We start from the raw sequence: 23094 nt of genomic DNA, 5'->3' as shown, positions 1-23094 counted from the left end.
GGCGCGGAGATACGTCCGCGCCACCACCGCATACCGTAGCCGGTCTTCCTGAGAGCGCGCTGTACGACTGCTCGATATTTCCTCACGCCGATGCCGGGAGATGGCCCGCACACATCGACGGACGAGCGTCGTACCGGGCCCCACCCACGGGCCGTCCCGGGTCAGGACCGGGTGTAGACCTCGGGCTTCAACACTCCGACGTAGGGCAGCTCGCGGTACCGCTCGCCGAAGTCGAGCCCGTAACCGACCACGAACTCGCTCGGGATGTCGAAACCGACGTACTTGACCGGGACGTGGACCTTGATCGCATCCGGCTTACGGAAGAGGGCGACCACCTCGACGCTCGCCGCCGAACGGGACTCGAGGTACCGGAGCAGCCAGGAAAGGGTCAACCCGGAGTCGACGATGTCCTCGACCACCATCACGTGCCGGCCGGCGATGTCGCGGTCCAGGTCCTTCAGGATGCGCACCACGCCCGAGGAGGTGGTCCCCTGGCCGTACGAGGAGACGGCCATGAACTCCAGCTCGGACGGGGGGCCGTGCCGCCCCAGCGCCCGCGCGAAGTCGGCCATGAACATGACCGCGCCCTTCAGGACGCATACCAGCAGCAGCCCGTCGTCGACCGAGGCGTAGTCGGCCGAGACCTGCTTGGCCAGTTCCTCGGTCTTCTCGCGGATCTCCTCCTCAGAGATGATCACGTGATCGATGTCGGCGTCATACCAGGAGCCGTCAGCCATGCCCCTAGCCTGCCGTACGTCGGTGACGGCCTGTCGCCGGGGCGGCCAGTTCGTGACGTGACCGTCCCGGCGAGGGCCCGGGGCTTCGGACAGACCGGTCAGCAGGTGCGGGAACGCCACTCGCGGCCCCCGTCCACGGACCGGCGCCCGGTCGATTCGCGGGTGTCGGTGGTCAGGCCGAGCGCGGAGGCGAGTGCGAGCAGCAACACGAAGAGCAGGATGAAGAGTTCCATGGCGGCGTGGACCTTTCAACGGTTTCCTGTGGTTTCGCCACCGGTGCGCACCGGACGTCCTGTTCAGTTTCCGCCGAGCGCGAAGACGCGGACAGTGGCAGGAATGCCATTGGGCCTCGATTTCCTGCCACCGGCGGCGTTATCCTCCGCACATGCTGAGCAAAGTCGCGGTGATCGTCCTCGACCAGGTGGCCGCCTTCGAACTGGGTGTGCTCTGCGAGGTGTTCGGCACCGACCGGACAGCCGACGGCTTCCCCGGCTACCGCTTCGACGTCTGCACCGTCGACGGTGCCCCGGTACGTAGCCGATCCGGCTTCCAACTGGTGCCCGAGGCGGATCTCACCCCCACCGAGGACGCCGACCTGGTCGCCGTACCGGCCCTGTACGACGGCACGCCCGTCCCCGAGCCGGTGCTCGACGCGCTGCGCCGGGCCCACCAGCGCGGGGCGTACGTGCTCAGCGTCTGCTCCGGCGCCTTCGTGCTGGGCGAGGCCGGGCTGCTCGACGGACGCGAGTGCACTACCCACTGGAAGTACGCCGACCAGCTCGCCGCACGCTTTCCCCTGGCCCGGGTCCGCTGCAACGAGCTGTACGTCCAGGACGGCAACCTGCTCACCGGCGCCGGCACCGCCGCCGGCATCGACGCCTGCCTGCACCTGGTCCGCCAGGAACACGGCTCCGCGCTCGCCACCAAACTGGCCCGGCGGATGGTCGTACCACCGCACCGCGATGGCGGTCAGGCTCAGTTCATCGAGGCACCCATCCCCCGTACGCCGGACGCGCCCACCCTCGAACCGGTGCTCGGCTGGCTGGTCGGCCATCTCGACCAGAGCCTGACCATCGACGACATGGCCGCCCGGTCACACATGGCCCCGCGTACGTTCGCCCGGCGGTTCCGGGCGGAGACCGGCACCACCCCGCACGACTGGCTGACCAACCAGCGGATCCTGCTCGCCCGGCGCCTACTGGAGGAGACCGAACTCGGCGTCGAGGCGATCGCCACCCGGGCCGGCTTCGGTGAGGCCGCCACGCTGCGCCACCACTTCACCCGCCGGGTCGGCACCACCCCGCACGCCTACCGCACCCTCTTCCGCGAACGGGTCTGACCCGGCAGCAGGCGTTCGACCCGGCAGCAGGCGTTAGGAAGGGACCCTTCCTATACGGAAAACGATAAGAAGGGGCCCTTCCTTCAGCTAGTAGACGACGGCGCAGCCGTCGGCGCGGGGATCGGAGCCGGCGACGTAGCCGCCCTCCGGCAGCCGCCAGATCGCCTGGCCGTAGCCGAACGGCGGCGAGTCGTCGTCGTCCGCGACCGCGAGCGCGTGGCCGCGCTGGCGCAGCTCACCGATTGCCATCGGCCCCGAACGGGCGTTCAGCAGGTCCGGCTCGACCAGCACCGACCGGTCGGCGTGCCAGTACCAGCGGGGAGCGTTCAGCGCCGCCTGCGGATCGAGGCCGTCGTCGACCGTGTGCGACACCAACTGCAGGTGCCCCTGCGGTTGCATGTGACCACCCATCACCCCGAACGGGCCGACCGGCTCGCCGCCACGAGTCAGGAAGCCCGGGATGATGGTGTGGTACGGGCGCTTGTTCGGCGCGACCACGTTCGGGTGCGCCGGGTCGAGGCTGAACCCGGTGCCCCGGTTCTGCAGCCCGAAACCGAATCCGGGCAGCACCACGTGCGAGCCGAATGCCAGGTAGTTGGACTGGATCAGGCTCACCATCATCCCGCCCGAGTCGGCCGCACAGAGGTAGACGGTGCCGCCCCGCCCCGGGCTTCCCGGCTCCGGCGTACCGGCCCGGTCGGTGATCAGCTCTCGCCGGGTGGCCGCGTACTCCGGGCTGAGCAGCTCCTCGGTCGGTACGGCGACCTTCTCCGGGTCGGCCACGTACGCGTGCGCGTCGGCGAAGCCGAGCTTCATCGCCTCGATCTGCCAGTGCAGCCGGTCGGCGAGGGACATCCCGGTCAGGTCCACCCCGTCGAGGATGTTCAGGGCGAGCAGCGCGGCCACACCCTGCCCGTTCGGCGGCAACTCCCACACCTCGTGCCCCCGGTACCCGGCCTTGATCGGCTGGACCCAGGTCGAGGTGTGCCGGGCGAGGTCGTCGGCGGTGAGCAGACCGCCGGTCCGCGCCGCGTACCCGGCCAACGCCTCGGCGATCTCGCCCCGGTAGAAGGCGTCCGCGTTGGTGGCGGCGATCCGCCGCAGGGTGCGTGCCGCGTCCGGATTGCGCCAACGCTCGCCCGGGCGGGGAGCCCGCTTGCCGTCCACGGTGAAGACCTTGGACCACTCGTCGAACTCCGGGCCGGTGAGCTCCGCCTGGATCTCCACCGAGCGAGCCCAGCCGGCGGCCACGTTCGGCGAGACCGGGTAGCCGTTCTCGGCGTAGCCGATCGCGTCGGCGAAGAGGTCGGCGAAGGGCAGCACTCCGAACCGGTCGTGCAGGTCCCGCCAGCCCGCCGGGGCGCCGGGAACCGTCACCGGCAGCCACCCCCGGGCCGGCATCGCCGGGCCGGACGCCTGTGCCCCGCCGAGCGCGGTCGCCGGCGCCGCTCCCAGGCCGTCGGTGGCGGCGAGCACCGCCTCCCTGGTCAGGGCCGCCGGGGAGCGGCCCGAGGCGTTCAGGCCGTGCAGCCGCTCGCCGTCCCAGACGATGGCGAACAGGTCGCCGCCGATGTCGTTGGAACCGGGTTGGACCACGGTCAGGGCGATCGCGGTGGCGAGCGCCGCGTCGACCGCGGTGCCACCTTTACGGAGTACGGCCAGCCCGGCGGCGGCGGCGAGCGGTTGACTGGTCGCGACCGCGCCGTGCGGCGCGTAGAGGGGTTGACGGGGATGTGCCATGCACCCTGTCTACCCCCTGCCGAGAGTGTCACCGCGCCGGGCCACCGTTATTGCCCCGGGCAGGTGCACCGGCCCCTGGCCGTGCCAGTTGGTGACCAGCGCGTCGAGGGCGGTCACGTGGCGGGCGGAGAGGGCGGCGGGCGGGGCGCCGAGCTCCCGCGCCCAGCGGTGCAGCACCCGGGAGCGCACCGCCGCGGACAGCCCGGCGAGTACGGCCACCGCGAGCCCGGCACCGGTACGGACAGCCCCGGCGGCAGCGGGGTCGGCGGCCGGACCGGCAGCGGGGTCGGCGGCTGGACCGACCCGGGCGGCGCGCAGCGCCGTCGCGGCCAGGTCGTCCAGTACCTCGGTGTCCTCGGCGATCATCCGAGCGGTTCGGGCCAGGTTCGCCACCACACCCGGGCCGAGCGTGGCGATCAGTGCCGGAAGCAGATCGGACCGGACCCGGGCGCGGGCGTACCCGGGGTCGGTGTTGTGCGGGTCCTCCCAGGGGCTGAGCCCGAGCACCGCGCACGCCTTGCGGGTCTGTTCCCGGTCGACGTCGAGCAACGGCCGCAGCAGCGTCACACCGGCCAGCTCCCGCCGTGCCGGCATCCCGGCCAGACCGTGCGGCCCGGCGCCCCGGGCGAGCGCGAGCAGCACCGTCTCCGCCTGGTCGTCCCGGGTGTGGCCGAGCAGCACCGCCGACGCGTCGTACCGCCGGGCGGTGTCGACCAGGGCCTGGTAACGCGCCTCCCGCGCGGCGGCCTCCGGTCCACCGGGACGTCCCCGTACCGTCACAGTGGCCACCTCAACCGGAGAGAACGCCTGATCAGCGGCCCAGCGGGCCACGTCCCGGGCCCGATCCGCCGAGCCGGGCTGCAACCCGTGGTCGACGGTGACGAGCCCGGCGGCGAGACCGAGCCGAGGGGCGACGAACGCGGTGGCGGCGGCGAGCGCCAGCGAGTCGGCGCCACCGGAGCAGGCGACCAGGACGGGGCCCGGTCGGCCTACCCCGGTCAGGGCCGCCCGGACCGCGACCCGGACGGCGGCAACCGGTGGGGCGAGCGCGGCCACTCGGCGCGGATCAGCCGGCGGCCGGCGTCGGGCCGGCCTTGCCGTGGACCCGGTTCACCCAGGCGTCCGGATCGGCGAGTTCCTCCAGGCGGGGCAGGGTCAACGGTGAGCTGAAGACACGGTTGAAGCCCTCCATGCCGACCCGGTCGACGACACCGTGCACAAACTTGCGGCCCTCCGCGTACTGGCGCATCTTGACGTCCACACCGAGCAGCTTGCGGATCGCCTTCTCCAGCGGGTTGCCGGACTCACGGCGGCGGTTGAACTTGGCGCGGATCCGTTCGACGCTCGGGATGACCTCCGGGCCAACCCCGTCCATGACGAACTCCGCGTGCCCCTCGAGCAGGGTCATCAGCGCGGTGAGCCGGTCCAGCACGGCACGCTGGCCGGGTGTCTGCACGATGTCGAGCACGCTCGCCCGGCTGTCGGGATTACGGACCGAGTCGGAGAGCGTCGCCACCCCGCGCCGCAGCCGGTCGGTGAAGTGCTCGCCACCGGCCTGGGAGGCGTCGACGAACGCCTGCACCTCGCCGAGGAAGTGCCCGCGCATCCACGGCACGGCGGTGAACTGGGTGCGGTGGGTGACCTCGTGCAGGCAGACCCAGAGCCGGAAGTCCCGGGGCTCGGCCTCCAGTTTCCGTTCCACCTCGACGATGTTCGGCGCGACCAGGAGGAGTTGACCGGGGTCGGCGGAGAAGACCTCGTACTGGCCGAGGACCCGACCGGAGAGGTAGGCCAGCACGGTTCCGGCCTGGACACCGGTGAGCCGGGAGCCGATCGCGTCGCTGATCGCGCCGGGCTGCTTGTCACCGGAGAGCCGGTTGACCAGTGGCGTGATCACCTCGCGGAGGCCGGCGATGTTGGTGGCGGCCCAGTCCTTGCGATCGACCACCCGCACCGGCGGGTGCGCCACCTGGGACCGCAGCCCGGTGTACGCGACCACGTGCCCCGCCGCCTCGTCGGTCAGCTGCCGCAGGTCGCCCACGACCGCGGTGGCCTCGTCGTACGAGACCCTCGGGCCCGTCTTACCCAGCGCGCCAGCGGTGGCGGCGGCCAGGTCCCAGTCCACGAACTGCGCCATGGCACCCACCGTACCCGCGCCCGCACACCCTCACCGTGTCGTACGGTTCAGCCGGCGCAGCCACAGGCGGCCAGGGCGGCGGCGATTTTGTCCAACGCCGACCCTGCCTGCTCCGGGCCGCTCGGCACCCTGTCGGCGAGTACGGCGAAGGCGAGCAGCCGCCCCTGTGCCGTGGTCACCGTGCCGGAGATCGCGTTCACCTCGCTCAACGTGCCGGTCTTCGCCCGTACCGCCCCGAGGGCGGCAACCGCCGCGGGGCTGGCGAACCGCTCGGTGAGCGTGCCGGACCAGCCGGCGACCGGAAGTCCGGCGAAGATGCCGGCGAGTTCCGGCTTGCTGCCGTCAGCCGCCAACCCGAGTACGTCGGTGAGCAACGCCGGACTGATCCGGTTGCGTCGGGACAGGCCGCTGCCGTCGCTGACCGCGGTCTGGTTCGCGTCCAGCCCGAGTTCACCCACCACGGTGTCCATCGCGGCGGCGGCACCGTCGAACGACGCGGGCTGCTGGCGGGCCAGCGCCACCTGTCGGGCGAGCGCCTCGGCGACCACGTTGTCGCTGTCCGCGAGCATGAACTCGACCAGCCGGACCAGCGGTGGCGAGTCGATCCGGCCCAGTTCGGTCCCGGGGGCGATGGTGGCGCCGGGTGAGGCCGATGCGCCGGTCGCGTCCGGCGGGGCGGCCGGAGCGGTGCCCTTGGCCACCGCGTTCACCGTGGCCGTGGGAAGCCCGAGCGCCTTGGCGAAGAGGCGGCCGGCCGCCACATCCGGCTTCTCGTACCGCTCGGCGCCCTTGATGTTGTCCTTCGGGTCGATCCGCCCGCCGTCGGTCATCAGTGCGGTGATCGGCGCCGCGAACCCTCCGGTCGGGATGTCCGCGTCCCAGCCCGGCCCGTACACCGGCCCGGAGAAGAGGGAGGAGTCGACGGTGACCTTGGTCGGCGCGGTCCCGCCGAGGGCCTGCTTCACCTTCGCCGCCAGGTCGTCGAGGCGGCCGGCACCGGGGTAGATCCCGGTGGCGTTGATCGCGAGCGTGGGGTCGCCGCCGCCAACGATCACCACCTCACCCGGGGTGGCGCCGGCCACGACCCGGGTCGGGATCCGGTATGCCGGGCCACGGGCCGCCAGCACGGTCGCGGCGGTGACCAACTTGGTCGTCGAGGCGGGCACCGTCGGGGTGTCCTGGCCCTGGCCGTAGAGCTGCTCCCCGGTCGCCACGTCGAGCACGGCGACATGCACCGAGGAGCCGAGGGCGGCGGCGCCCACCAGCGGTTCGAGTGCCGTCCGCAGGCCCTGCTGGGTCGGGACGGGCGCGGTGGCGCCGGCGGCGAGGAGCACGGGTGCGGGCGGTGGCTCGGGCGGCTCGGAGCGGGCAGCGGGACTGGGATCGGCCTGACCCAGCCAGCCGGCGACCGGGCCTGGGCGTACCACGGCGACCCCGGCGGCGGCGAGTGCCAGCACGACCACCGCGGCGGCTCCGGCGACCAGCCGGGTCCGACGTCGGGCGGGCGGGGGTGTCGGAGCGGGCGGGGTGTCGGCCGGATAACCCGTGGTGGGTGGGACGGCGGCCCGCCCAGGGACGGCGGCCGAGCCCGGGTGGTGCGGCGGGTTGACCGGGTAGTGCCCCGGGTTCACCGAATATCCGCCCGGGTTGGCCGGGACGGCGGGCGGGTTCGGACCGGGCGGCGGGACGACTCGGGCGCTACCCGACGCCGGCCCAACCGACGGCAGCGGACCGGACGCCGGTGGATCCGGACGGTACGAGGTGGTCGCCGGAACGGGTGAATACGGAGGAACCGGCATCGCCGAACCGGGAGGAACAGGACGGGCGGAGCCCGAAGCCGACGGCGAACCGGAGTAGTACGTCCCCGCCGGGGCGGACCCGGGCGGAATTGGACGCGCCGACCCCGACGCCGAACGAGACGAACCCGACGGCGGATCGTAGGGCGCCGGTGGACGCGGACCGGGGTGGCCGGGCTGTGGTGCGGCGGGCTGTGGCACGCTCGCCCGGCCGGGAGCCGGGCGGCCGTCGGACGGTGACCGCTCCACCGCAGGGTGCGCCCGAAACTGCTGGTCAGGCGAGTGCGGCCCCGACGCTGGTGGCTCATTTATCCACCCCGAGTGTGAATCTTCACTCTCCACCGGCCCCTCCTCCCAGTCAGCAAACACCTTTAGGTGACACTACTTCCGTCCGAACACTAAGCGGCGCCCGGTTCTTTTGGAGTGGGACAACACTCCTCCGGCACACGCCGCCTACATTCCGTTAGCCAGCGTCGGCGAACGAGGGAGCGTGGAAGATGGATTTCGACGTCACGGTTGAGATCCCCAAGGGTCACCGCAACAAATACGAGGTCGACCACGCGACCGGCCGGATCAGGCTGGACCGTACCCTCTTCACCTCGACCCAATACCCGGCCGACTACGGCTTCATCGAGGGCACCCTCGGCGAGGACGGCGACCCGCTCGACGCGTTGGTCCTGGTCCCCGAGCCGACCTTCCCCGGCTGTCTGATCCGGTGCCGGACCATCGGCATGTTCCGGATGAAGGACGAAAAGGGCGGCGACGACAAGGTCCTCTGCGTGCCTTACGAGGACCCGCGGCAGGAGCACCTGCGCGACATCCACCACCTCGGCGAGTTCGACCGGCTGGAGATCCAGCACTTCTTCGAGGTCTACAAGGATCTTGAGCCGGGCAAGTCGGTCGAGGGCGCCACCTGGGTCGGCCGTACCGAGGCCGAGGCGGAGATCCGTGCCTCGATCCGCCGCCAGCAGGAGGCCGAGGAGAACGGCACCGCGTACGCGCACTGACGACGTACCGTTCCCGCCGGCTGGACTCCGGTCGGCGGGGACGAGACGGCCGGGGCCACCGTGGGCGTCAGACCAGCGGGGCCCCGGGCACGCCGAACGGACCAACCGTCCAGCGGATCAGCCAAGCAGGCCGCGTACCTGGGCGTAGAGGCCGAGCACCGCGCAGGCCACCGGCACCACCGAAACCACCATCAGGGTGTCCACCAGGTCGGCGGCGCGCCCGAGGTACGGCGACGGGGTCCGGTGCGCGTAGGTGGCACCGGCACCGACGGTCACCAGCGCCAGCACCAGTGCACCGCCGACGAGCACCAGCAGGGTGTCCGTACCGGCGCCGGTGACCAGCGCCAACCCGAGCACCACGAAGCCGAGGATGCCGGCGACCACCAGCGGCACCCGCTGGCGGAACGTGACGAAGAGCCGGGAACGCAGGAGCAGCGCCGCCGCCGCGACCGCCACCAGCAGCCGGCCAGCGAAGCCACCCGCGAGCACCAGCAGCCCGGCCGCCACGGTGGCGAGCACGGCGTGTCCGATCAACATGCCGGTGAGCAGTTCCTCGGTACGGGCGACCGCGGCGAAGACCCGCCCCCGCTCCGGCCGCTCCCGTGCCCCGTCGAGTGGGCCGCCGGCAGCGGTGAAGCCCTCCGTACCGTCGGTCCCGGCGGGCAGGGTGATCGGCGGCATCGGCAGCTTGCCGAACCGGATGGCCAGCAGCGGCAGCACCCCGATCCCGCAGACCAGCACCGAGAGCAGGATCGCGGCGGCCCCACCGGCGGAGACCGCGAACCCGGCCAGCGCAGTCGCCGCGCCGAGCAGGCCGACGGTGGCACCGGCCGCGAAGACCCGCAGCCCGGCGGCGACCCCGACCGCGCCGAGTACGGCGACCAGCAGCACCGCCACCGAGCCGGCCAGCGCCTCCGGCGCACCGAGCCAGCGCACCGGGGCCAGCACCCCGACCGGATCCCCGGAGGCGATCAGCAGCGCCCCGCCGACGAACGCGTACGGCAGGGCGTAGCCGCCGAGCGCGGCACCGGCTGCGGCGTCGCCGTACGCGCGGGAGGCCACCACCCCGGCGAGCGCCAGCACAACGGAGATGACCAGCGCGGCGATCGGGCCGAGTCCGACCCCCGGACCGGCGGCGAGAACCGCGACCAGGCCGACCGTGAGCAGGGCACCGGCACCGGCCAGGCTGGCGCCCCGGGTGGCCGGGGCCGACCAGGCGGCGCCCCGCCGCCGGGCCCCGTCGGCGATCGCCTCGACCACGTCGTCGTACTCCAGCTCCGGCCACTGTGCCCGGGCCGGTACGAGATGCAGCACGTCGCCGTCGCGTACCCCCTGCGGGAGCAGCGCCTGACCGTTGGAGAGCGCGGCACCGTCGGTACGCCGCAGCACCCAGCCACCGTGCCGCTCACCGTCGTCGGCCAGCCCGTCCCCGGCGTGTCGGAGCACCTCGGGCAGGAGTTCGGCGAGCGGAAGATGCTCCGGTAGCGCGACGTCGACCCGGCGCTGGGGTGCGCTGATCGTGACCCGGGCGAGCCCGCTACTCATTGACTTTCCCCCATCACCGGACCGCCACGGCTGCGCAGACGACCGCACTTTACCTACCATGGGCCGGGCTTTGCCGACCGAGCGTCAGGGGGAGATCGGATGAGCGGGCGCGGTGCACTCGACGGGATGGTGGCGTGAGCACGGTTGTCATCAAGCGGCCTCCACGCCGACCCGCGCCGGACATTCCGACGGGTGAGTTGCCAGTGGACCCGCCACCGGAGATCCCGGCCGCCGCCGGTGGGCGGATGCAGCAACTGATGATGGTGCTGCCGATGCTCGGCGGCTCGGTCGCGATGGCGATGATGTTCGGCCGTGGTGGCGGCGCCTACTCGTACGTGGTCGGCGCGATGTTCGGGGTGTCGTCGCTGGCCATGCTCGCGTCCTCCTGGGGTAGTGCCTCCGGCACGCCGAAGAAGGCGGAGATGATGGCGGCCCGCCGGGAGTACCTGCGGCACCTGGCGACGCTGCGTCGCCGGGTCCGGGAGACCGCCGGCAAGCAGCGCGCCGGGCTCTTCTACCGGCACCCCGACCCGGCCCGGCTCTGGTCCACGGTGGGCAGCCACCGGGTCTGGGAGCGTCGACCGGCCGATCCGGACTTCGGTGTGGTCCGGGTCGCGGTCGGCCCGCAGACCCTGGCCACCCCGCTGATCCCGCCGGTCACCCGGCCGCTGGAGGATCTGGAGCCGATGACCGCCGGGGCGCTGCGCCGGTTCCTGGACGCGTACGCGGTGGTGCCAGACCTGCCGGTCGCGCTCTCGTTGCGGGCGTTCGCCCGGGTCTTCGTCCGAGGTGAGGCGCCCCGGGTCGAGTTGGGCCGGCCCGACCTGGGCTGGACCGAATCCGGTCCCGGCACCCCGGGGACCGGTGCCGAGGGTCCGCAGGCGCTGGCCCGGGCGATGCTGACCCAACTCGCCGTCTTCCACGCCCCGGACGAGTTGTTGATCGCGGTCTGCGCCGGTCCGGAGCGTCGCGGGCTCTGGGAGTGGTTGAAGTGGCTGCCGCACGCGCAGCACCCGAACCGGGTCGACGCGCTCGGACCCGTACGCCTGGTCGCAAGCTCCGCCACCGAACTCGAACAGTTGCTCGACGAGGTGCTCGGCAACCGGTCCCGGTTCAGCCCGGCCGGTCCGGCGACCGACGGCCCGCATGTGGTGGTGGTCCTCGACGGCGGTGACCTGACCGGGGCGGCGGCGCTGGTCAGCGACGGCGGCATCGACGCGGTGACCATCATCGACCTGGACAGCCCACCGCCCCGGCTGCTGGACCGCTCGACGCTGGTGCTGGAGGTACGCGGCGGGCGCCTGGACACGTACACGATGGACGGGCAGGCGGAGGTCGGCACGGCGGACCGGCTGACCGTGGTGGAGGCGGAGGCGGTCGCCCGCCGGCTCGCGCCGCTGCGGCTGGCGGCCGCCGCGAAGGGGGCCGACACGCCGCTGAACACCGAGATGGGCCTGGCCGATCTGCTCGGCATCGGTGACCCGGAGAACTTCACCACCGCCCAGGGTTGGGCGCCCCGCCCGGCCCGGGACGGGTTGCGGGTGCCGATCGGTGTGGGCGGCGACGGTGGTGCGATCGAGCTGGACCTGAAGGAGTCGGCGCAGGACGGCATGGGCCCGCACGGGCTGCTGATCGGCGCGACCGGCTCGGGCAAGTCGGAGCTGCTCCGTACGCTCGTACTCGGGCTCGCCGCCACGCACTCCTCCGAGGCGCTCAACTTCGTCCTGGTCGACTTCAAGGGCGGCGCGACCTTCTCCTCACTGGACCGGTTGCCGCACACCGCGGCGGTGATCACGAACCTGGCCGACGAGCTGCCCCTGGTCGACCGGATGGTGGACGCGATCAACGGTGAGCTGATCCGGCGGCAGGAGCTGCTCCGCCGGGCCGGCAACTTCGCCAGCCTCCGCGACTACGAGAAGGCCCGGGGCGGTGGAGCGGCGCTCGCACCGCTGCCGTCCCTGCTGATCATCTGTGACGAGTTCTCCGAACTTCTCTCCGCCAAACCCGACTTCATCGACCTCTTCGTCCAGATCGGGCGGTTGGGCCGGTCGCTCGGCGTACACCTGCTGCTCGCCTCGCAGCGGCTGGAGGAGGGGCGGCTGCGTGGCCTGGACACGCACCTGTCGTACCGGATCGGGTTGCGGACCTTCTCCGCGCTGGAGTCCCGGGCGGTGCTCGGCGTGCCGGACGCCTACGAACTGCCCCGCTCCCCCGGGCACGGCTACCTCAAGTTCGGCACCGAGCCGCTGGTGCGGTTCAAGGCCGCGTACGTCTCCGGCGCCTTCCGCCGGGACGGGCTCGGCGGGGCCGGCGCTGGCCAGGGCGGTGCGCCACGCCTGCTGAACTACTCGACCCACTTCGTGCCGGTGCCCGATCCGGCGCCCACCGCCGCGCCGGTGCCGGAGGAGGTGCCGGCCGGTCAGAGCCTGCTCGACGTGATGGTCTCCCGGCTGATCGGCCAGGGGCCGCCGGCACACCAGGTGTGGCTGCCGCCGCTGGCCCAGGCACCGGCGCTGGACGAACTGCTCGGCCCGGTGGTCGGCGACCCGGCCCGGGGCCTGACGTTCGGCAACCCGGAGCTGCACGGCGCGCTCCAGGTGCCGGTGGCGCTGATCGACAAGCCGTTCGAGCAGCGGCGGGACCTGCTCTGGTTGGCGTTGGACTCGGCCGCCGGGCACGTCGCCGTTGTCGGCGGGCCGCAGAGCGGCAAGTCGACCCTGCTGCGGACGCTGATCTGCGGCCTGGCACTCACCCACACCCCGGCCGAGGTGCAGGTCTACTGCCTCGACTTCGGTGGCGGGGCGCTCGCCGCGCTGCGCGACCTGCCGCACGTCGGCGGGGTGGCCGGCCGGCTCGACACGGCGGCGGTACGGCGCACCATCGGCGAGATCTCCACTCTGCTCGCCGAGCGTGAGCGGCGTTTCGCCGATCTCGGGGTGGACTCGATGGTGGCGTACCGCAAGCGGCGGGCGGCCGGTGGGGTCGGGCCGGGAGCGGATCCGTTCGGTGACGTGTTCCTCGTGGTCGACGGTTGGCCGACGCTGCGTGGCGAGTACGACGACCTGGAGCCGATGATCACCGACATCGCCACCCGGGGCCTGTCGTACGGCGTGCACGTGGTCGCCGCCGCGCCGCGCTGGATGGACTTCCGGCCGGCGATCCGGGACCTCTTCGGTTCCCGTCTCGAACTGCGGCTCGGTGACCCGACCGACTCGATCGTCTCCCGGCGTGCGGCGGCGAACGTGCCGGAGAAGACGCCGGGTCGCGGGATCACCGCGGAGAGTCTGCATTTCCTGACCGCGCTGCCGGGGCTGACCAGTCTCGGTGGTGACACCCCTTCCCTGGTGAAGGCGGTGGCGAGCGGCTGGTCCGGGCCACCGGCCCCCCGGGTGCGGCTGTTGCCGCCGGTGCTGCCGTACGCGGAGCTGGACCTGTCCGGGACCAGCGGCCTGCGGCTGCCGATCGGCATCTCCGAGGCGGACCTGCGTCCGGTCGCGCTCGACTTCGCGAGCGAACCGCACTTCCTGCTCTTCGGGGACGCGGAGTGCGGGAAGTCGTCGTTCCTGCGCGCGCTGGCCACGTCGATCACCAACCGGTTCACGCCGGAGCAGGCCCGGGTGATCCTGGTCGACTACCGGCGCAGCCTGCTCGGGGTGATCCAGACCGAACACCTGATCGGGTACGGCACGGCGGCGGCGGCAACTGTCGAGCTGATCGAGTCGGCGGCGGGTTACATGTCTCGCCGGCTGCCCGGTCCGGACGTCACCCCGCAGCAGTTGAAGGACCGGTCCTGGTGGACCGGCCCGGAGCTGTTCGTCCTGGTCGACGACTACGACCTGGTCGCGACCGGTCCGGCGAACCCGCTGCGCCCGTTGGAGGAGTTCCTGCCGCAGGCCCGGGACATCGGGTTGCACCTGGTGCTGACCCGTCGGTCCGGGGGTGCGTCCCGCTCCCTCTACGAGCCGATCATCCAGCGGCTACGCGAGCTTTCCTCGCCCGGCCTGGTGATGTCCGGGGACAAGGACGAGGGTGCTCTGGTGGGCGCGGTACGTCCCGGTCCGATGCCGCCGGGGCGGGGCCGGTTGGTCACGCGGAAGGAGGGCGTACGGCTGATCCAGCTCGCCCATCTGCCCCCGGTGTGATCGATTCACCTCGTTTGCCCCGCCACCACTGTGAAACGGGGTAACCTCCGTGCATCACGTTTCCACCGGGGTGAAATGGCCAAGCTGTGACAGGGCTGGTGTATCGAGACCGTAGTGCCGGGGCACGGGTCGCCGTGTCGGCGCTGCTCGCCATGGTCGGGGTCGGGGCGACCCTGACCGGTCCGGCCGTGGCCACAGCCGCGCCTCGTACCCGCCCCGTGGTGGCGCAGGCCCAGCCGGCGGCGTTGCCGATCCGGGTGGACGCGATCCGCGACGAGCAGTGGCAGCTCGACGAGTTCAACGCGAAGGCCCTGTGGAAGGTCTCGACCGGCAACGGGGTCACCGTCGCGGTGATCGACTCGGGCGTCGACGGTAGCCATCCCGATCTCGCCGGCCAGGTGCTGCCCGGTCTCGACCTGGTGCAGCCGGGCGGTAACGGGCAGACCGACCCGGTGGGCCACGGCACGACGGTGGCGGGGCTGATCGCCGGGCGCAACGACGACACCCGCGGAGTGGCGGGTCTGGCCCCGAAAGCCAAGATCCTCCCGGTCCGCGTGCTGGACGCGCAGAACCGCTACGACGACGCCATGATCGTCGCGAAGGGTCTGCGCTGGGCGGTCGACAACGGCGCCCGGGTGGTCAACCTGTCGCTCGGCGGTGCCGGCAACAGCCCGGCCCTGGCCGCCGCGCTCGACTACGCGTTCGTTCGCGACGTGGTCGTGATCGCCTGCACCGGCAACCGGGGCGTCTCGTCGTCGACCGACGTCTGGTACCCGGCCCGGGAGCCGGGCGTGGTCGCGGTCGCCGGGATGGATCGCGACAGCGACCGCCTCTGGGCTGATTCGATCACCGGCTCGCAGACGGTGCTGACCGCCCCCGCCACCGGCCTGTACGGCGCCGGCCGCGACGGCGGGTACTGGCGGGTCCAGGGCACCAGCTTCGCCGCTCCGATGGTGACCGCCTCGGCGGCGCTGGTCCGTGCCAAGTGGCCGCACATGTCCGCCGCCGACGTGGTGAACAGGCTGGTCCGTACGGCCCGTGACCTGGGGCCGGCCGGCCGGGACGACACGTTCGGCTTCGGTCTGGTCAACCCGCTCGCGGCACTGTCGGAACAGGTGGAGGCGGTGCCGCTCAACCCGCTCGACGACAACCTCTCCCCCGGTGAGGCCGGCTTCGGCCCGGCTCCGGGGGTGAGTGCGGCGAGCGGATCGGGCAGCCACCAGACGGACCAGCTCAAGGTTGCGCCGCCGGGTGGCCGGATTCGTTGGGCGGCTCAGCCGGCCGGTGGCCTGGAGGGGGCGACCGGACAGTCGGGGGTCTGGGTCGGGAGCGCGCTGCTCGTGGCCGTACTCACCGGCAGTGCCCTGTTGGTGAACCGGCTCCAGTACGCGCAGGCCGCGCGGAACGGGCTGTGGCGCCCGAGGGGCCGACGGGACCGGGTGGGCACGGCGCCACCGCCTGCGCCTGCGCCCGAGACGGGAAGCGGCGGCGCCGCCACCAGCGACAGCGAGCCGTCAAGCGAATCCTGACGACCGTCGGGCGCACCCCGGGGCTAGTCTCGCGCCATGACCCACAAGATCGTCACGGAACGACTGCGGCTGCGGAACTGGCGTGAGTCCGATCTGCCGGTGTGGGCGGCGATGAACGCCGACCCCGAGGTCCGCGAGCATCTCGGCCGGCTGCTGACCCCGGACGAGGCCGCCGCATCGATGACCGCGTTCCAGGACGACCTGGACCGCAACGGCTTCGGTTTCTGGGCGGTCGAGGTCCACTCGACCGGGGAGTTCATCGGCTTCACCGGCCTGGACCGGGTGGACGAGGGGATGCCGTTCCACGGGGTGGAGATCGGCTGGCGGCTGGCCCGGTCGGCATGGGGGCACGGGTACGCCACCGAGGCGGCGCGGGCCGTGCTCGCGTACGGCTTCGACACGGTCGAACTGCCCGAGATTCTGGCGGTCACCGCGCGGACGAACCTGCGCTCGCAGGCGGTGATGCACCGGATCGGAATGACCACCGACGCGACGGACGACTTCGACGACCCCGAGCCCGATTCGCCCGAACTGCGCCGCCAGGTTCTCTACCGCAGGCGCCGCGACCAGCGCGACTAGCCGCCCCGGGTCAGGTGCAGGCGCCGGTTCCGGTGGCCCGGGTGCGCTCGGTACCGGCGGTCGCCACCGGCCGGGCCTCCTCGGCGGTGACCGCGAAACCGGTGTTCGGATCGTCCGCGGCGGCGGCGAAGATGACGCCGAGCACCTGCCCGTTCGGTGCGACCAGCGGGCCGCCCGAATTGCCGCTCTGGACCAGCGACCGGATCGTGTAGATCTCGCGGGTGACGTCCCCGGAGTCGTAGATGTTCGGACCGGTGATCTTTGTGACGTCCCGTACCCGGGCCGCCTGCGCGTTGTACGGACCGTCGAGCGGGAAGCCGAGCACGATCGCGTCCGCCTCGCTCGGCGCCTGGCGGGGGGCGAACGGCATCACCGGCGCGGTCAACCCCGGTACGAAGATCACCGCCAGGTCACGTTCCGGGTCGTAGACGACCACCCGACCGTTGTGCCGGTCGCCTTCCACCTCGACCGAGACCGACTTGGTCCCGGCGACCACGTGCGCGTTCGTCATCACCCGGTCGTCGGCGTAGACAAAACCGGAGCCCTCGATCCGCCGCGAGCAGGCCGGTGCGGAGCCGAGCACCTTGACCACCGACCGCTGCCCGTTCACCACCACCTGCGATCCGGCCAGCGCGGGGTCGGGGGGCGCGACCTCCCGGGCGCGGGTCGCGGCGAGGCCACCGAAGACGTCCGGAAAGCCGTTCGTGTCGACCGTGTCGCGCAGCTGGTTGGAGAGCGCCTGCGCCTGGGCGGGCAGTACGTGGTCGACGGCGTCCAGCAGCGCGCTGTTGCGTACCGCGCTCGCGAGCCAGGGCAGGGAGGACGAGCCGAGCGGGACCGCGACCAGCCAGGCGACCAGCAGCACCGCGAAGAGCGAGACGAAGGCGCCGCCGACGTCGTCGGCCTTGCGGCCGACCGGACTGCTGATCGCGTGCCGCAGGTGCGAGCCGACCCAACCGGAGAGGGTCTGACCGAGCACCGCCAACCCGAAGATCGTGATCAGCGCGACCAGGATCCGCATCGACTCGCCGGAGAACTGGTCGGCCAGAAGCGGTCCGAGTTGCAGCCCGATCAGCGCACCGACGAAGAAACCGGTGAAGGAGAGCGCACCGATGACAAAGCCCTGCCGGTAGCCGGTGATGGCGAACACCAGCATGAGCAGGATCAGCACCACATCCACCACCGACACGGGTCCAGCGTACGGGGACCGGGGCCGGTAGATGACAGCCCGCCGGTAGTGGTTGGCGAATCAGCGCCCGGGAAGGATCGATCCGCTCGCCGTGCCGGGCTCGGCGAGCTCTCCTGCCGACCCGTTCCCGGCGTACGGGGCCGGTGTCGCGCCGACCGGCGGAAGCTCGACGATCCGCTCCTGTGACCAGGGGCGGTCCCAGCCGGCCATGCCGAGCAGGGCGGTGAGCACTCCGGCGGTAAAGCCCCAGACGAGCATGCCCCGGACCTGGAACGCGGGGCCGATCCAGCCGCTGGGGTGGCGGACCCGTACCCGGTTGGCGGGGTCGACCAGTTCGGCGACGGGGAGTCGGGCGACGTGGGCGACCTCTGCCGGCTGGCGGGCGTGCACCGGGTGCGGGGCGTGCCACCAGGCGAGGACCGGGGTGACCACGAACTCGCTGACCGGGATCCAGAGCGGTGGGAGTTGCGCCAGCACGGTCACGCTGGTCCGGTCGAGGCCGACCTCTTCCTCCGCCTCGCGCAGCGCGGTCGCCACCGGGCCGGTGTCGTCCGGGTCGGCGGCACCGCCGGGGAAGGCGGGTTGGCCGGCGTGGGTACGCATGGTCGCCGCCCGCTGGAGCATCAGCACGTCGGGGCCGTACGCCGGGTCCTCGCCGATCAGTACCAGGACCGCGCTGGCCCGACCGCCGGTGCTGGGCGTACGGAGTCGGGTGAAGTCCTCGGTGCGGGCGGTCCTGACCCGGCTGACCAGCGGTTCGCACCATGGGGGCAGTTCAGGGCTCATGCCGGCAGCACCACCCCGAGGTGCTGTTCGACCAGGGCGGTGAGGGTGGCGTCGTCGAGCGCGCCGGAGACGTCGAGGTGACGTACCCGTCCCTGGTCGTCGACGAAGGCGGTGGCGGGCAGGCCGGGCGCGGCGAGCCCGGTCCGGAGCTTCTCACCGGCGTCGAAGAGGGCGGGGAAGGTGAGGCCGATCTCGGTGGCGAGGTCGCGGGCGTCGTCCCGGTCGTCCCTGCTGTCCACCCCGATGACGCGCAGTTGACCGCCGGCCCGTTGGGCGAGGCGCTGGAACGCGGGTAGTTCCTTGCGGCAGGGCGGGCACCAGGATGCCCAGAGGTTGATCACCGCTGGTCCGCGTACGTCGGCCAGTGACACGTCGGCGCCGCCGGTGAAGCAGGGCAGGGCGATCGCCGGCAGCGGCTTTGTCGACCCGTCCGGTCGGCCGGTCGGTCCGGCGGTGCTGTCGGTTGCCCCGGGCGACGCGGCGACCGGCGTGGTCAGCGCGGCGCAGTCGGCGAAGGGTGCCGGCGGTTCGGGCTCGGGGGCGGGGCCGGACCGGCCGCACGCCGCCGCGAGCAGGAGCAGGGGCAGGAGCAGCCCGGCGAGCGGACGCTTCACGGTGCCTCCGCCGTCACGGCGGTGGCCGGCACCAGCGCGGGGTCGACGCCGGCCTGGATCGCGAGTTCCCGGGCGCGGGGCCCCTTGAGCAGCTTGGCCGCGCTCGGGGCGTCGGTCGGCCCGAGGCCGTACGAGGGGCAGAGCGGTGCGAGTGTGCAGGCGCCGCAGGCGGGTTTGCGGGCGTGGCAGACCCGCCGCCCGTGGAAGATCACCCGGTGCGAGAGCATGGTCCATTCGCGCTTCTCGAAGAGCGCGCCGACCACGTATTCGATCTTGACCGGGTCGGTTTCGGTGGTCCAGTTCCACCGTCGTACCAACCGTTGGAAGTGGGTGTCGACGGTGATGCCGGGGACGTCGAAGGCGTTGCCGAGGACGACGTTCGCCGTCTTGCGCCCGATTCCGGGCAGCGTGACCAGTTCGGTGAGTTTGCCGGGCACCCGGCCGTCGTACCGCTCGACCAGGGTGCGGCCCAGGTTGATCAGCGAGGTGGTCTTGTTGCGGAAGAAGCCGGTGGGGCGGAGCAGCTCTTCCATCTCCGCCCGGTCGGCGCCGGCGTAGTCGGCGGCGGTGCGGTAGCGGGCGAAGAGCTTCGGGGTGACCTCGTTGACCCGCTTGTCGGTGGTCTGGGCGGAGAGGATGGTCGCCACGGCGAGTTGCAGGGGCCCGTCGTGGTCGAGTTCGCAGTGGGCGTCCGGGTGCGTCTCGGCCAGCACCCGACCCATCCGGCGGGCCCGTCGCTTGCGGCCGAGGTCGGTCTCGGCGTCCGGGGCAGGGGTACGACTCACGTCGGTCAGCCTACGTCGGCCCGCCGACCTGGCGACCGGTCCCGCTCTCAGGCCGGCGGGCTGATCTTCCCGGCCGCGTCGAGTGCCGCGGCGGTGTCGCCGAAGTCCGCCTCGGAGAGTTCCTGGACCGCCTTGAGTCCACGCTTCTGGGTGTCCGGGGTCGGCTTGCCGGCGCCGTTCATGTACGTCGAGACGAACTCGCCGCCGGCCCAGCTCCCGTCGACACCGAGGGACACCTTCAGCACCCCGCCCCAGCCGAGCCGGCCGCTGTTGTTCAGCGCGCCGGCACCACCGGAGAAGTTGCCGAGGCTGTACGCGATCAGCCGGCCCTGGTAGAACTCCATGCCGCGCAGTACGTGCGGACCGTGCCCGACGATCAGGTCGGCACCGGCGTCGATCATGGCGTGGGAGAACCTGATCGGGTCGCCCCGGTTCTCGCCGAGGAACATCTCCGTCCCCGGCTTGACGTGGATCTTGTCGACCCCCTCGCCGCCCATGTGCACCTGTACGACAACCAGGTCGGCCATGCCCGTCGCCTGCTTGATCAGCTTCTCGGCGGCGGGGATGTCGTTCAGGTTGTTGTTCCAGGCGTACCCGGAGAAGCCGACCACGGCGACCTTGACACCCTTGGCGTCGACCACGGTGATCTGGTCGCGCGCTCCGGTGTGCGCCAGCCCCTGCGCCTCCAGGTGCTTCTGGGTGTTGCGGTAACCGGCGGCGCCGTAGTCGTGCCCGTGGTTGTTCGCCTGGTTGAGCAGGTGGAAGCCGGCGTCCTTGAGGTGTGCCGCGTACGACGGGGGGACCCGGAACTGGTGGCACTGGGTGGCGTCGGCGCCGCACTTGGAGGCGCCGGTGTCGTCGGTGATCGGCTCTTCCAGGTTGCCCATCACCAGGTCGGCGGCGAGTGCCCGCTGAACCGAGTCGAAGAAGCCCTTGCCGCCGTTGGCGGGCAGCCGTCCCGGGGCGTTGCCCATGACGATGTCGCCGGTGGCGGAGAGCGAGATGACCTTGGCGGTGGGCGGGGCGCTGCCCGGAAGGCTCGGCACGGTCGCCCCCGCTCCGGTGGGGTCGGCCTGCCACTGCGGCTGCCCCGCGTCACGACCGGTGAGGCGTACGGCGGCGACCCCGGCGATCGCCACACCGACCAGGAGGACCAGGACCGCGCCGGCCACCAGGACGGGGCGGCCGGGGCCACGGCGCTGGCGGCGTTGGCCTGACGGGGGTCTATTGCTGTCGTACATCGTTCGCGACGCTACATAACCCGCTAACCTGCGAAGGTCCACCGTTCGGTGGGGAAGAGCGGGCAGCTTGGTCAGGGAATATCGGTCAGCGGGAGCAGACGGGCACGAGGGCTTCCGTTGAGGCCGCGTAACGGGGCTGGTCCAAGGGCTCGGGTGGACGGAGCCGCCCGGCGCGCGGATGATAGCCGCTGTCATGGTCGGACGGGTTACCGTGCCGGATCAAGTTTCCAGGGGTGCACCCCCGGATCACGTTGACGTGCGCTTAGACTTGGCGGCGCGCGACGGATCATCAGCCGGCGGACCCGGCCGACGGAGGTGCGCGCAGTCGGAGGTGCGCGATGGACGAGGTACTGGCCCGCAGCGGGATCTTCCAGGGCGTAGACCCGGAAGCGGCCGAGGCGCTCGCCAAGGAGATGGAGACGATTGACGTCCGAAAGGGCGAAATCGTCTTTAACGAGGGCGAACCCGGTGACAGCCTCTATATCCTACTCACCGGCAAGATCAAGGTTGGTCGACGCGCCGCGGACGGCCGCCAGAATCTGATTGCCGTGATGGGTCCGTCGGACATGGTCGGGGAGCTTTCCCTCTTCGACCCGGGTCCGCGTACGGCCACCGCGACCGCGGTTACCGACACGAAGCTCGTACGGCTGCGCAAGCAGGCCCTGCGGCCCTGGCTGAACAACCGGCCGGAGATCGCGGAGCAGCTGCTCCGGGTGCTCGCCCGCAGGCTGCGCCGGACGAACGACTCGCTGGCCGACCTGATCTTCACGGACGTGCCGGGCCGGGTGGCGAAGAACCTGCTCCAGATGGCCGGCCGCTTCGGCACCCGCGACGGCGGCGTGCTGCGGGTGACCCACGACCTCACCCAGGAGGAGATCGCCCAGCTCGTCGGCGCCTCCCGGGAGACGGTGAACAAGGCGCTGGCGGACTTCGCCTCGCGGGGCTGGCTCCGGCTGGACGGCAAGAGCATCATCATTCTCGACCCGGAGCGACTGGCCCGACGCGCCCGCGTCTGAACCATCGCACCCAGCACGAGCGGGGATCGCCGACCGGCGGTCCCCGTACTGCTGTCCCCTTGAGTCGAGGAACCGACCGCGACGGCTCCGAGTCCGGCTTTCTGCTCTCTGCTAAAACGTCTCGACGCGGGCGGTGGTGGGGCCCGACCGTGGGGAGATGCCGCAGACCGTTGCCGTCCTCTCCGACATCCACGGCGTCCTGCCCGCCCTCGACGCGGTGCTGGCCGAACCGGACGTCCGCGCCGCCGAGCGGATCGTGCTCACCGGTGACATCGTCGCCGGCCCGCAACCGGTCGAGGTGCTGGACCGGTTGACCGGCCTCGGTGACCGGGTGGTCTGGGTGCGCGGCAACGCCGACCGGGAGATGGTCGAGCTGCGGGCCGGCAAGGAACCTGTCATCCCCGACCCGATCGCCCCGTGGGCGGCCGCGCAGCTCCGCGACAACCAGCTCGAACTGCTCGCCGGCCTCCCGGCGACGGTGACCATGCCGGTGGCCGGACTCGGCACGGTGATCTTCTGCCACGCGACTCCCCGCGATGACGAGGAGGTCGTGCTGGTCGACTCGCGGCTGAACCGGTGGGCCGAGGTCTTCACCGGGCTGCCGGACGAGGTCGACACGATCGTCTGCGGGCACACCCACATGCCGTACGTGCGGCTCGCGCACCGGCGACTGGTGGTGAACCCGGGCAGCGTCGGCATGCCGTACGGGCGCTCGGGCGCACACTGGGCGCTGCTCGGCCCGGGGGTGCAGCTACGGCGGACGGCGTACGACATCGAGGCGGCGTGCGCGCGGGTGGCGGCGGAGTCGGGTTATCCCGAGGCGGCCACCTGGGCCGACTACTACCTGCACTCGCGGGCCGATGACGTGCGGGCGTTGACGGTCTTCGGTCCCCGGGACGGCCGGTAGGTGCT

The 23094-nt window shown here is 72.2% G+C and carries 18 protein-coding genes and 2 pseudogenes; 7 read left to right on the top strand and 13 right to left on the bottom strand.

Annotated features, from left to right (window positions below):
* Positions 1 to 161 precede the first annotated feature (161 nt).
* Positions 162 to 737, bottom strand: coding sequence for a hypoxanthine phosphoribosyltransferase (hpt, locus tag BDK92_RS19635; RefSeq protein WP_121162397.1), 576 nt, complete (start codon positions 735 to 737; stop codon positions 162 to 164).
* Positions 738 to 835: 98 nt separating this feature from the next.
* Entirely contained in the window at positions 836 to 970 is a 135-nt protein-coding gene (locus BDK92_RS40830; RefSeq protein ID WP_281278628.1) for a hypothetical protein, read from the bottom strand.
* A 152-nt stretch (positions 971 to 1122) separates the two neighbouring features.
* Between BDK92_RS40830 and BDK92_RS19630 the strand changes: the two genes are divergently transcribed.
* Positions 1123 to 2076, top strand: a complete 954-nt coding sequence (locus tag BDK92_RS19630) for a GlxA family transcriptional regulator (protein ID WP_121158017.1) — start codon at positions 1123 to 1125, stop codon at positions 2074 to 2076.
* A gap of 87 nt (positions 2077 to 2163) precedes the next feature.
* Here the strand turns inward: BDK92_RS19630 and BDK92_RS19625 are convergent, their stop codons facing one another.
* The 5 genes and pseudogenes from BDK92_RS19625 to dacB form a co-directional block, all read right to left on the bottom strand.
* Positions 2164 to 3816, bottom strand: a complete 1653-nt coding sequence (locus BDK92_RS19625; protein ID WP_121158016.1) for a gamma-glutamyltransferase family protein — start codon at positions 3814 to 3816, stop codon at positions 2164 to 2166.
* A gap of 9 nt (positions 3817 to 3825) precedes the next feature.
* Positions 3826 to 4044, bottom strand: a pseudogene (locus tag BDK92_RS41210) (TilS substrate-binding domain-containing protein); the annotation flags it as partial.
* A gap of 86 nt (positions 4045 to 4130) precedes the next feature.
* Positions 4131 to 4872: pseudogene (tilS, locus tag BDK92_RS19620) on the bottom strand (tRNA lysidine(34) synthetase TilS); the annotation flags it as partial.
* A gap of 10 nt (positions 4873 to 4882) precedes the next feature.
* On the bottom strand, positions 4883 to 5953 hold the full coding sequence (locus BDK92_RS19615; protein ID WP_121158014.1) for a zinc-dependent metalloprotease: 1071 nt from the start codon (positions 5951 to 5953) through the stop codon (positions 4883 to 4885).
* A 47-nt stretch (positions 5954 to 6000) separates the two neighbouring features.
* A complete protein-coding gene (gene dacB, locus BDK92_RS19610; RefSeq protein WP_121158013.1) occupies positions 6001 to 7752 on the bottom strand; it encodes a D-alanyl-D-alanine carboxypeptidase/D-alanyl-D-alanine endopeptidase in 1752 nt (583 codons plus the stop codon).
* A gap of 494 nt (positions 7753 to 8246) precedes the next feature.
* Here dacB and BDK92_RS19605 point away from each other — a divergent pair, with 494 nt between their 5' ends.
* The gene (locus BDK92_RS19605; protein WP_121158012.1) at positions 8247 to 8756 is read left to right on the top strand and encodes an inorganic diphosphatase; all 510 of its coding nucleotides are present in this window, start codon (positions 8247 to 8249) and stop codon (positions 8754 to 8756) included.
* Positions 8757 to 8873: 117 nt separating this feature from the next.
* Here BDK92_RS19605 and eccD read toward each other — a convergent pair whose 3' ends face one another.
* Entirely contained in the window at positions 8874 to 10301 is a 1428-nt protein-coding gene (eccD, locus tag BDK92_RS19600) for a type VII secretion integral membrane protein EccD (RefSeq protein WP_121158011.1), read from the bottom strand.
* Between the two features lie 134 nt (positions 10302 to 10435).
* Here eccD and eccCa point away from each other — a divergent pair, with 134 nt between their 5' ends.
* From eccCa to BDK92_RS19585, 3 genes are all read left to right on the top strand, one after another.
* Complete coding sequence (eccCa, locus tag BDK92_RS19595; RefSeq protein ID WP_121158010.1) at positions 10436 to 14443, top strand: type VII secretion protein EccCa; 4008 nt, start codon at positions 10436 to 10438, stop codon at positions 14441 to 14443.
* Positions 14444 to 14595: 152 nt separating this feature from the next.
* Positions 14596 to 15972: a type VII secretion-associated serine protease mycosin gene (gene mycP, locus BDK92_RS19590; protein WP_121162396.1), complete on the top strand. Its 1377-nt coding sequence runs from the start codon at positions 14596 to 14598 to the stop codon at positions 15970 to 15972.
* Positions 15973 to 16008: 36 nt separating this feature from the next.
* The gene (locus BDK92_RS19585; RefSeq protein WP_121158009.1) at positions 16009 to 16551 is read left to right on the top strand and encodes a GNAT family N-acetyltransferase; all 543 of its coding nucleotides are present in this window, start codon (positions 16009 to 16011) and stop codon (positions 16549 to 16551) included.
* A 10-nt stretch (positions 16552 to 16561) separates the two neighbouring features.
* Here the strand turns inward: BDK92_RS19585 and BDK92_RS19580 are convergent, their stop codons facing one another.
* From BDK92_RS19580 to BDK92_RS19560, 5 genes are all read right to left on the bottom strand, one after another.
* Positions 16562 to 17740, bottom strand: coding sequence for a MarP family serine protease (locus tag BDK92_RS19580; RefSeq protein WP_121158008.1), 1179 nt, complete (start codon positions 17738 to 17740; stop codon positions 16562 to 16564).
* Positions 17741 to 17800: 60 nt separating this feature from the next.
* Entirely contained in the window at positions 17801 to 18526 is a 726-nt protein-coding gene (locus tag BDK92_RS19575) for an NUDIX hydrolase (RefSeq protein WP_121158007.1), read from the bottom strand.
* Positions 18523 to 19140, bottom strand: a complete 618-nt coding sequence (locus tag BDK92_RS19570; RefSeq protein ID WP_121158006.1) for a TlpA family protein disulfide reductase — start codon at positions 19138 to 19140, stop codon at positions 18523 to 18525. The genes BDK92_RS19575 and BDK92_RS19570 overlap by 4 nt, the downstream gene beginning before the upstream one ends.
* A complete protein-coding gene (gene nth, locus BDK92_RS19565) occupies positions 19137 to 19862 on the bottom strand; it encodes an endonuclease III (RefSeq protein WP_121162395.1) in 726 nt (241 codons plus the stop codon). The genes BDK92_RS19570 and nth overlap by 4 nt, the downstream gene beginning before the upstream one ends.
* A gap of 110 nt (positions 19863 to 19972) precedes the next feature.
* Positions 19973 to 21166 (bottom strand): CapA family protein, encoded by a 1194-nt coding sequence (locus BDK92_RS19560; protein ID WP_121158005.1) that lies wholly within the window; start codon positions 21164 to 21166, stop codon positions 19973 to 19975.
* Positions 21167 to 21504: 338 nt separating this feature from the next.
* Here BDK92_RS19560 and BDK92_RS19555 point away from each other — a divergent pair, with 338 nt between their 5' ends.
* Together BDK92_RS19555 and BDK92_RS19550 are read left to right on the top strand one after the other, a co-directional pair.
* Entirely contained in the window at positions 21505 to 22182 is a 678-nt protein-coding gene (locus BDK92_RS19555) for a Crp/Fnr family transcriptional regulator (RefSeq protein ID WP_121158004.1), read from the top strand.
* Between the two features lie 157 nt (positions 22183 to 22339).
* The gene (locus BDK92_RS19550) at positions 22340 to 23089 is read left to right on the top strand and encodes a metallophosphoesterase family protein (protein ID WP_121158003.1); all 750 of its coding nucleotides are present in this window, start codon (positions 22340 to 22342) and stop codon (positions 23087 to 23089) included.
* Positions 23090 to 23094: the final 5 nt, after the last annotated feature.

This window comes from Micromonospora pisi, from assembly GCF_003633685.1.
Lineage (GTDB): Bacteria > Actinomycetota > Actinomycetes > Mycobacteriales > Micromonosporaceae > Micromonospora_G > Micromonospora_G pisi.
The sequence above is the reverse complement of the archived record's forward strand: the minus strand, read 5'-3'. Positions and strand labels throughout refer to the sequence as shown.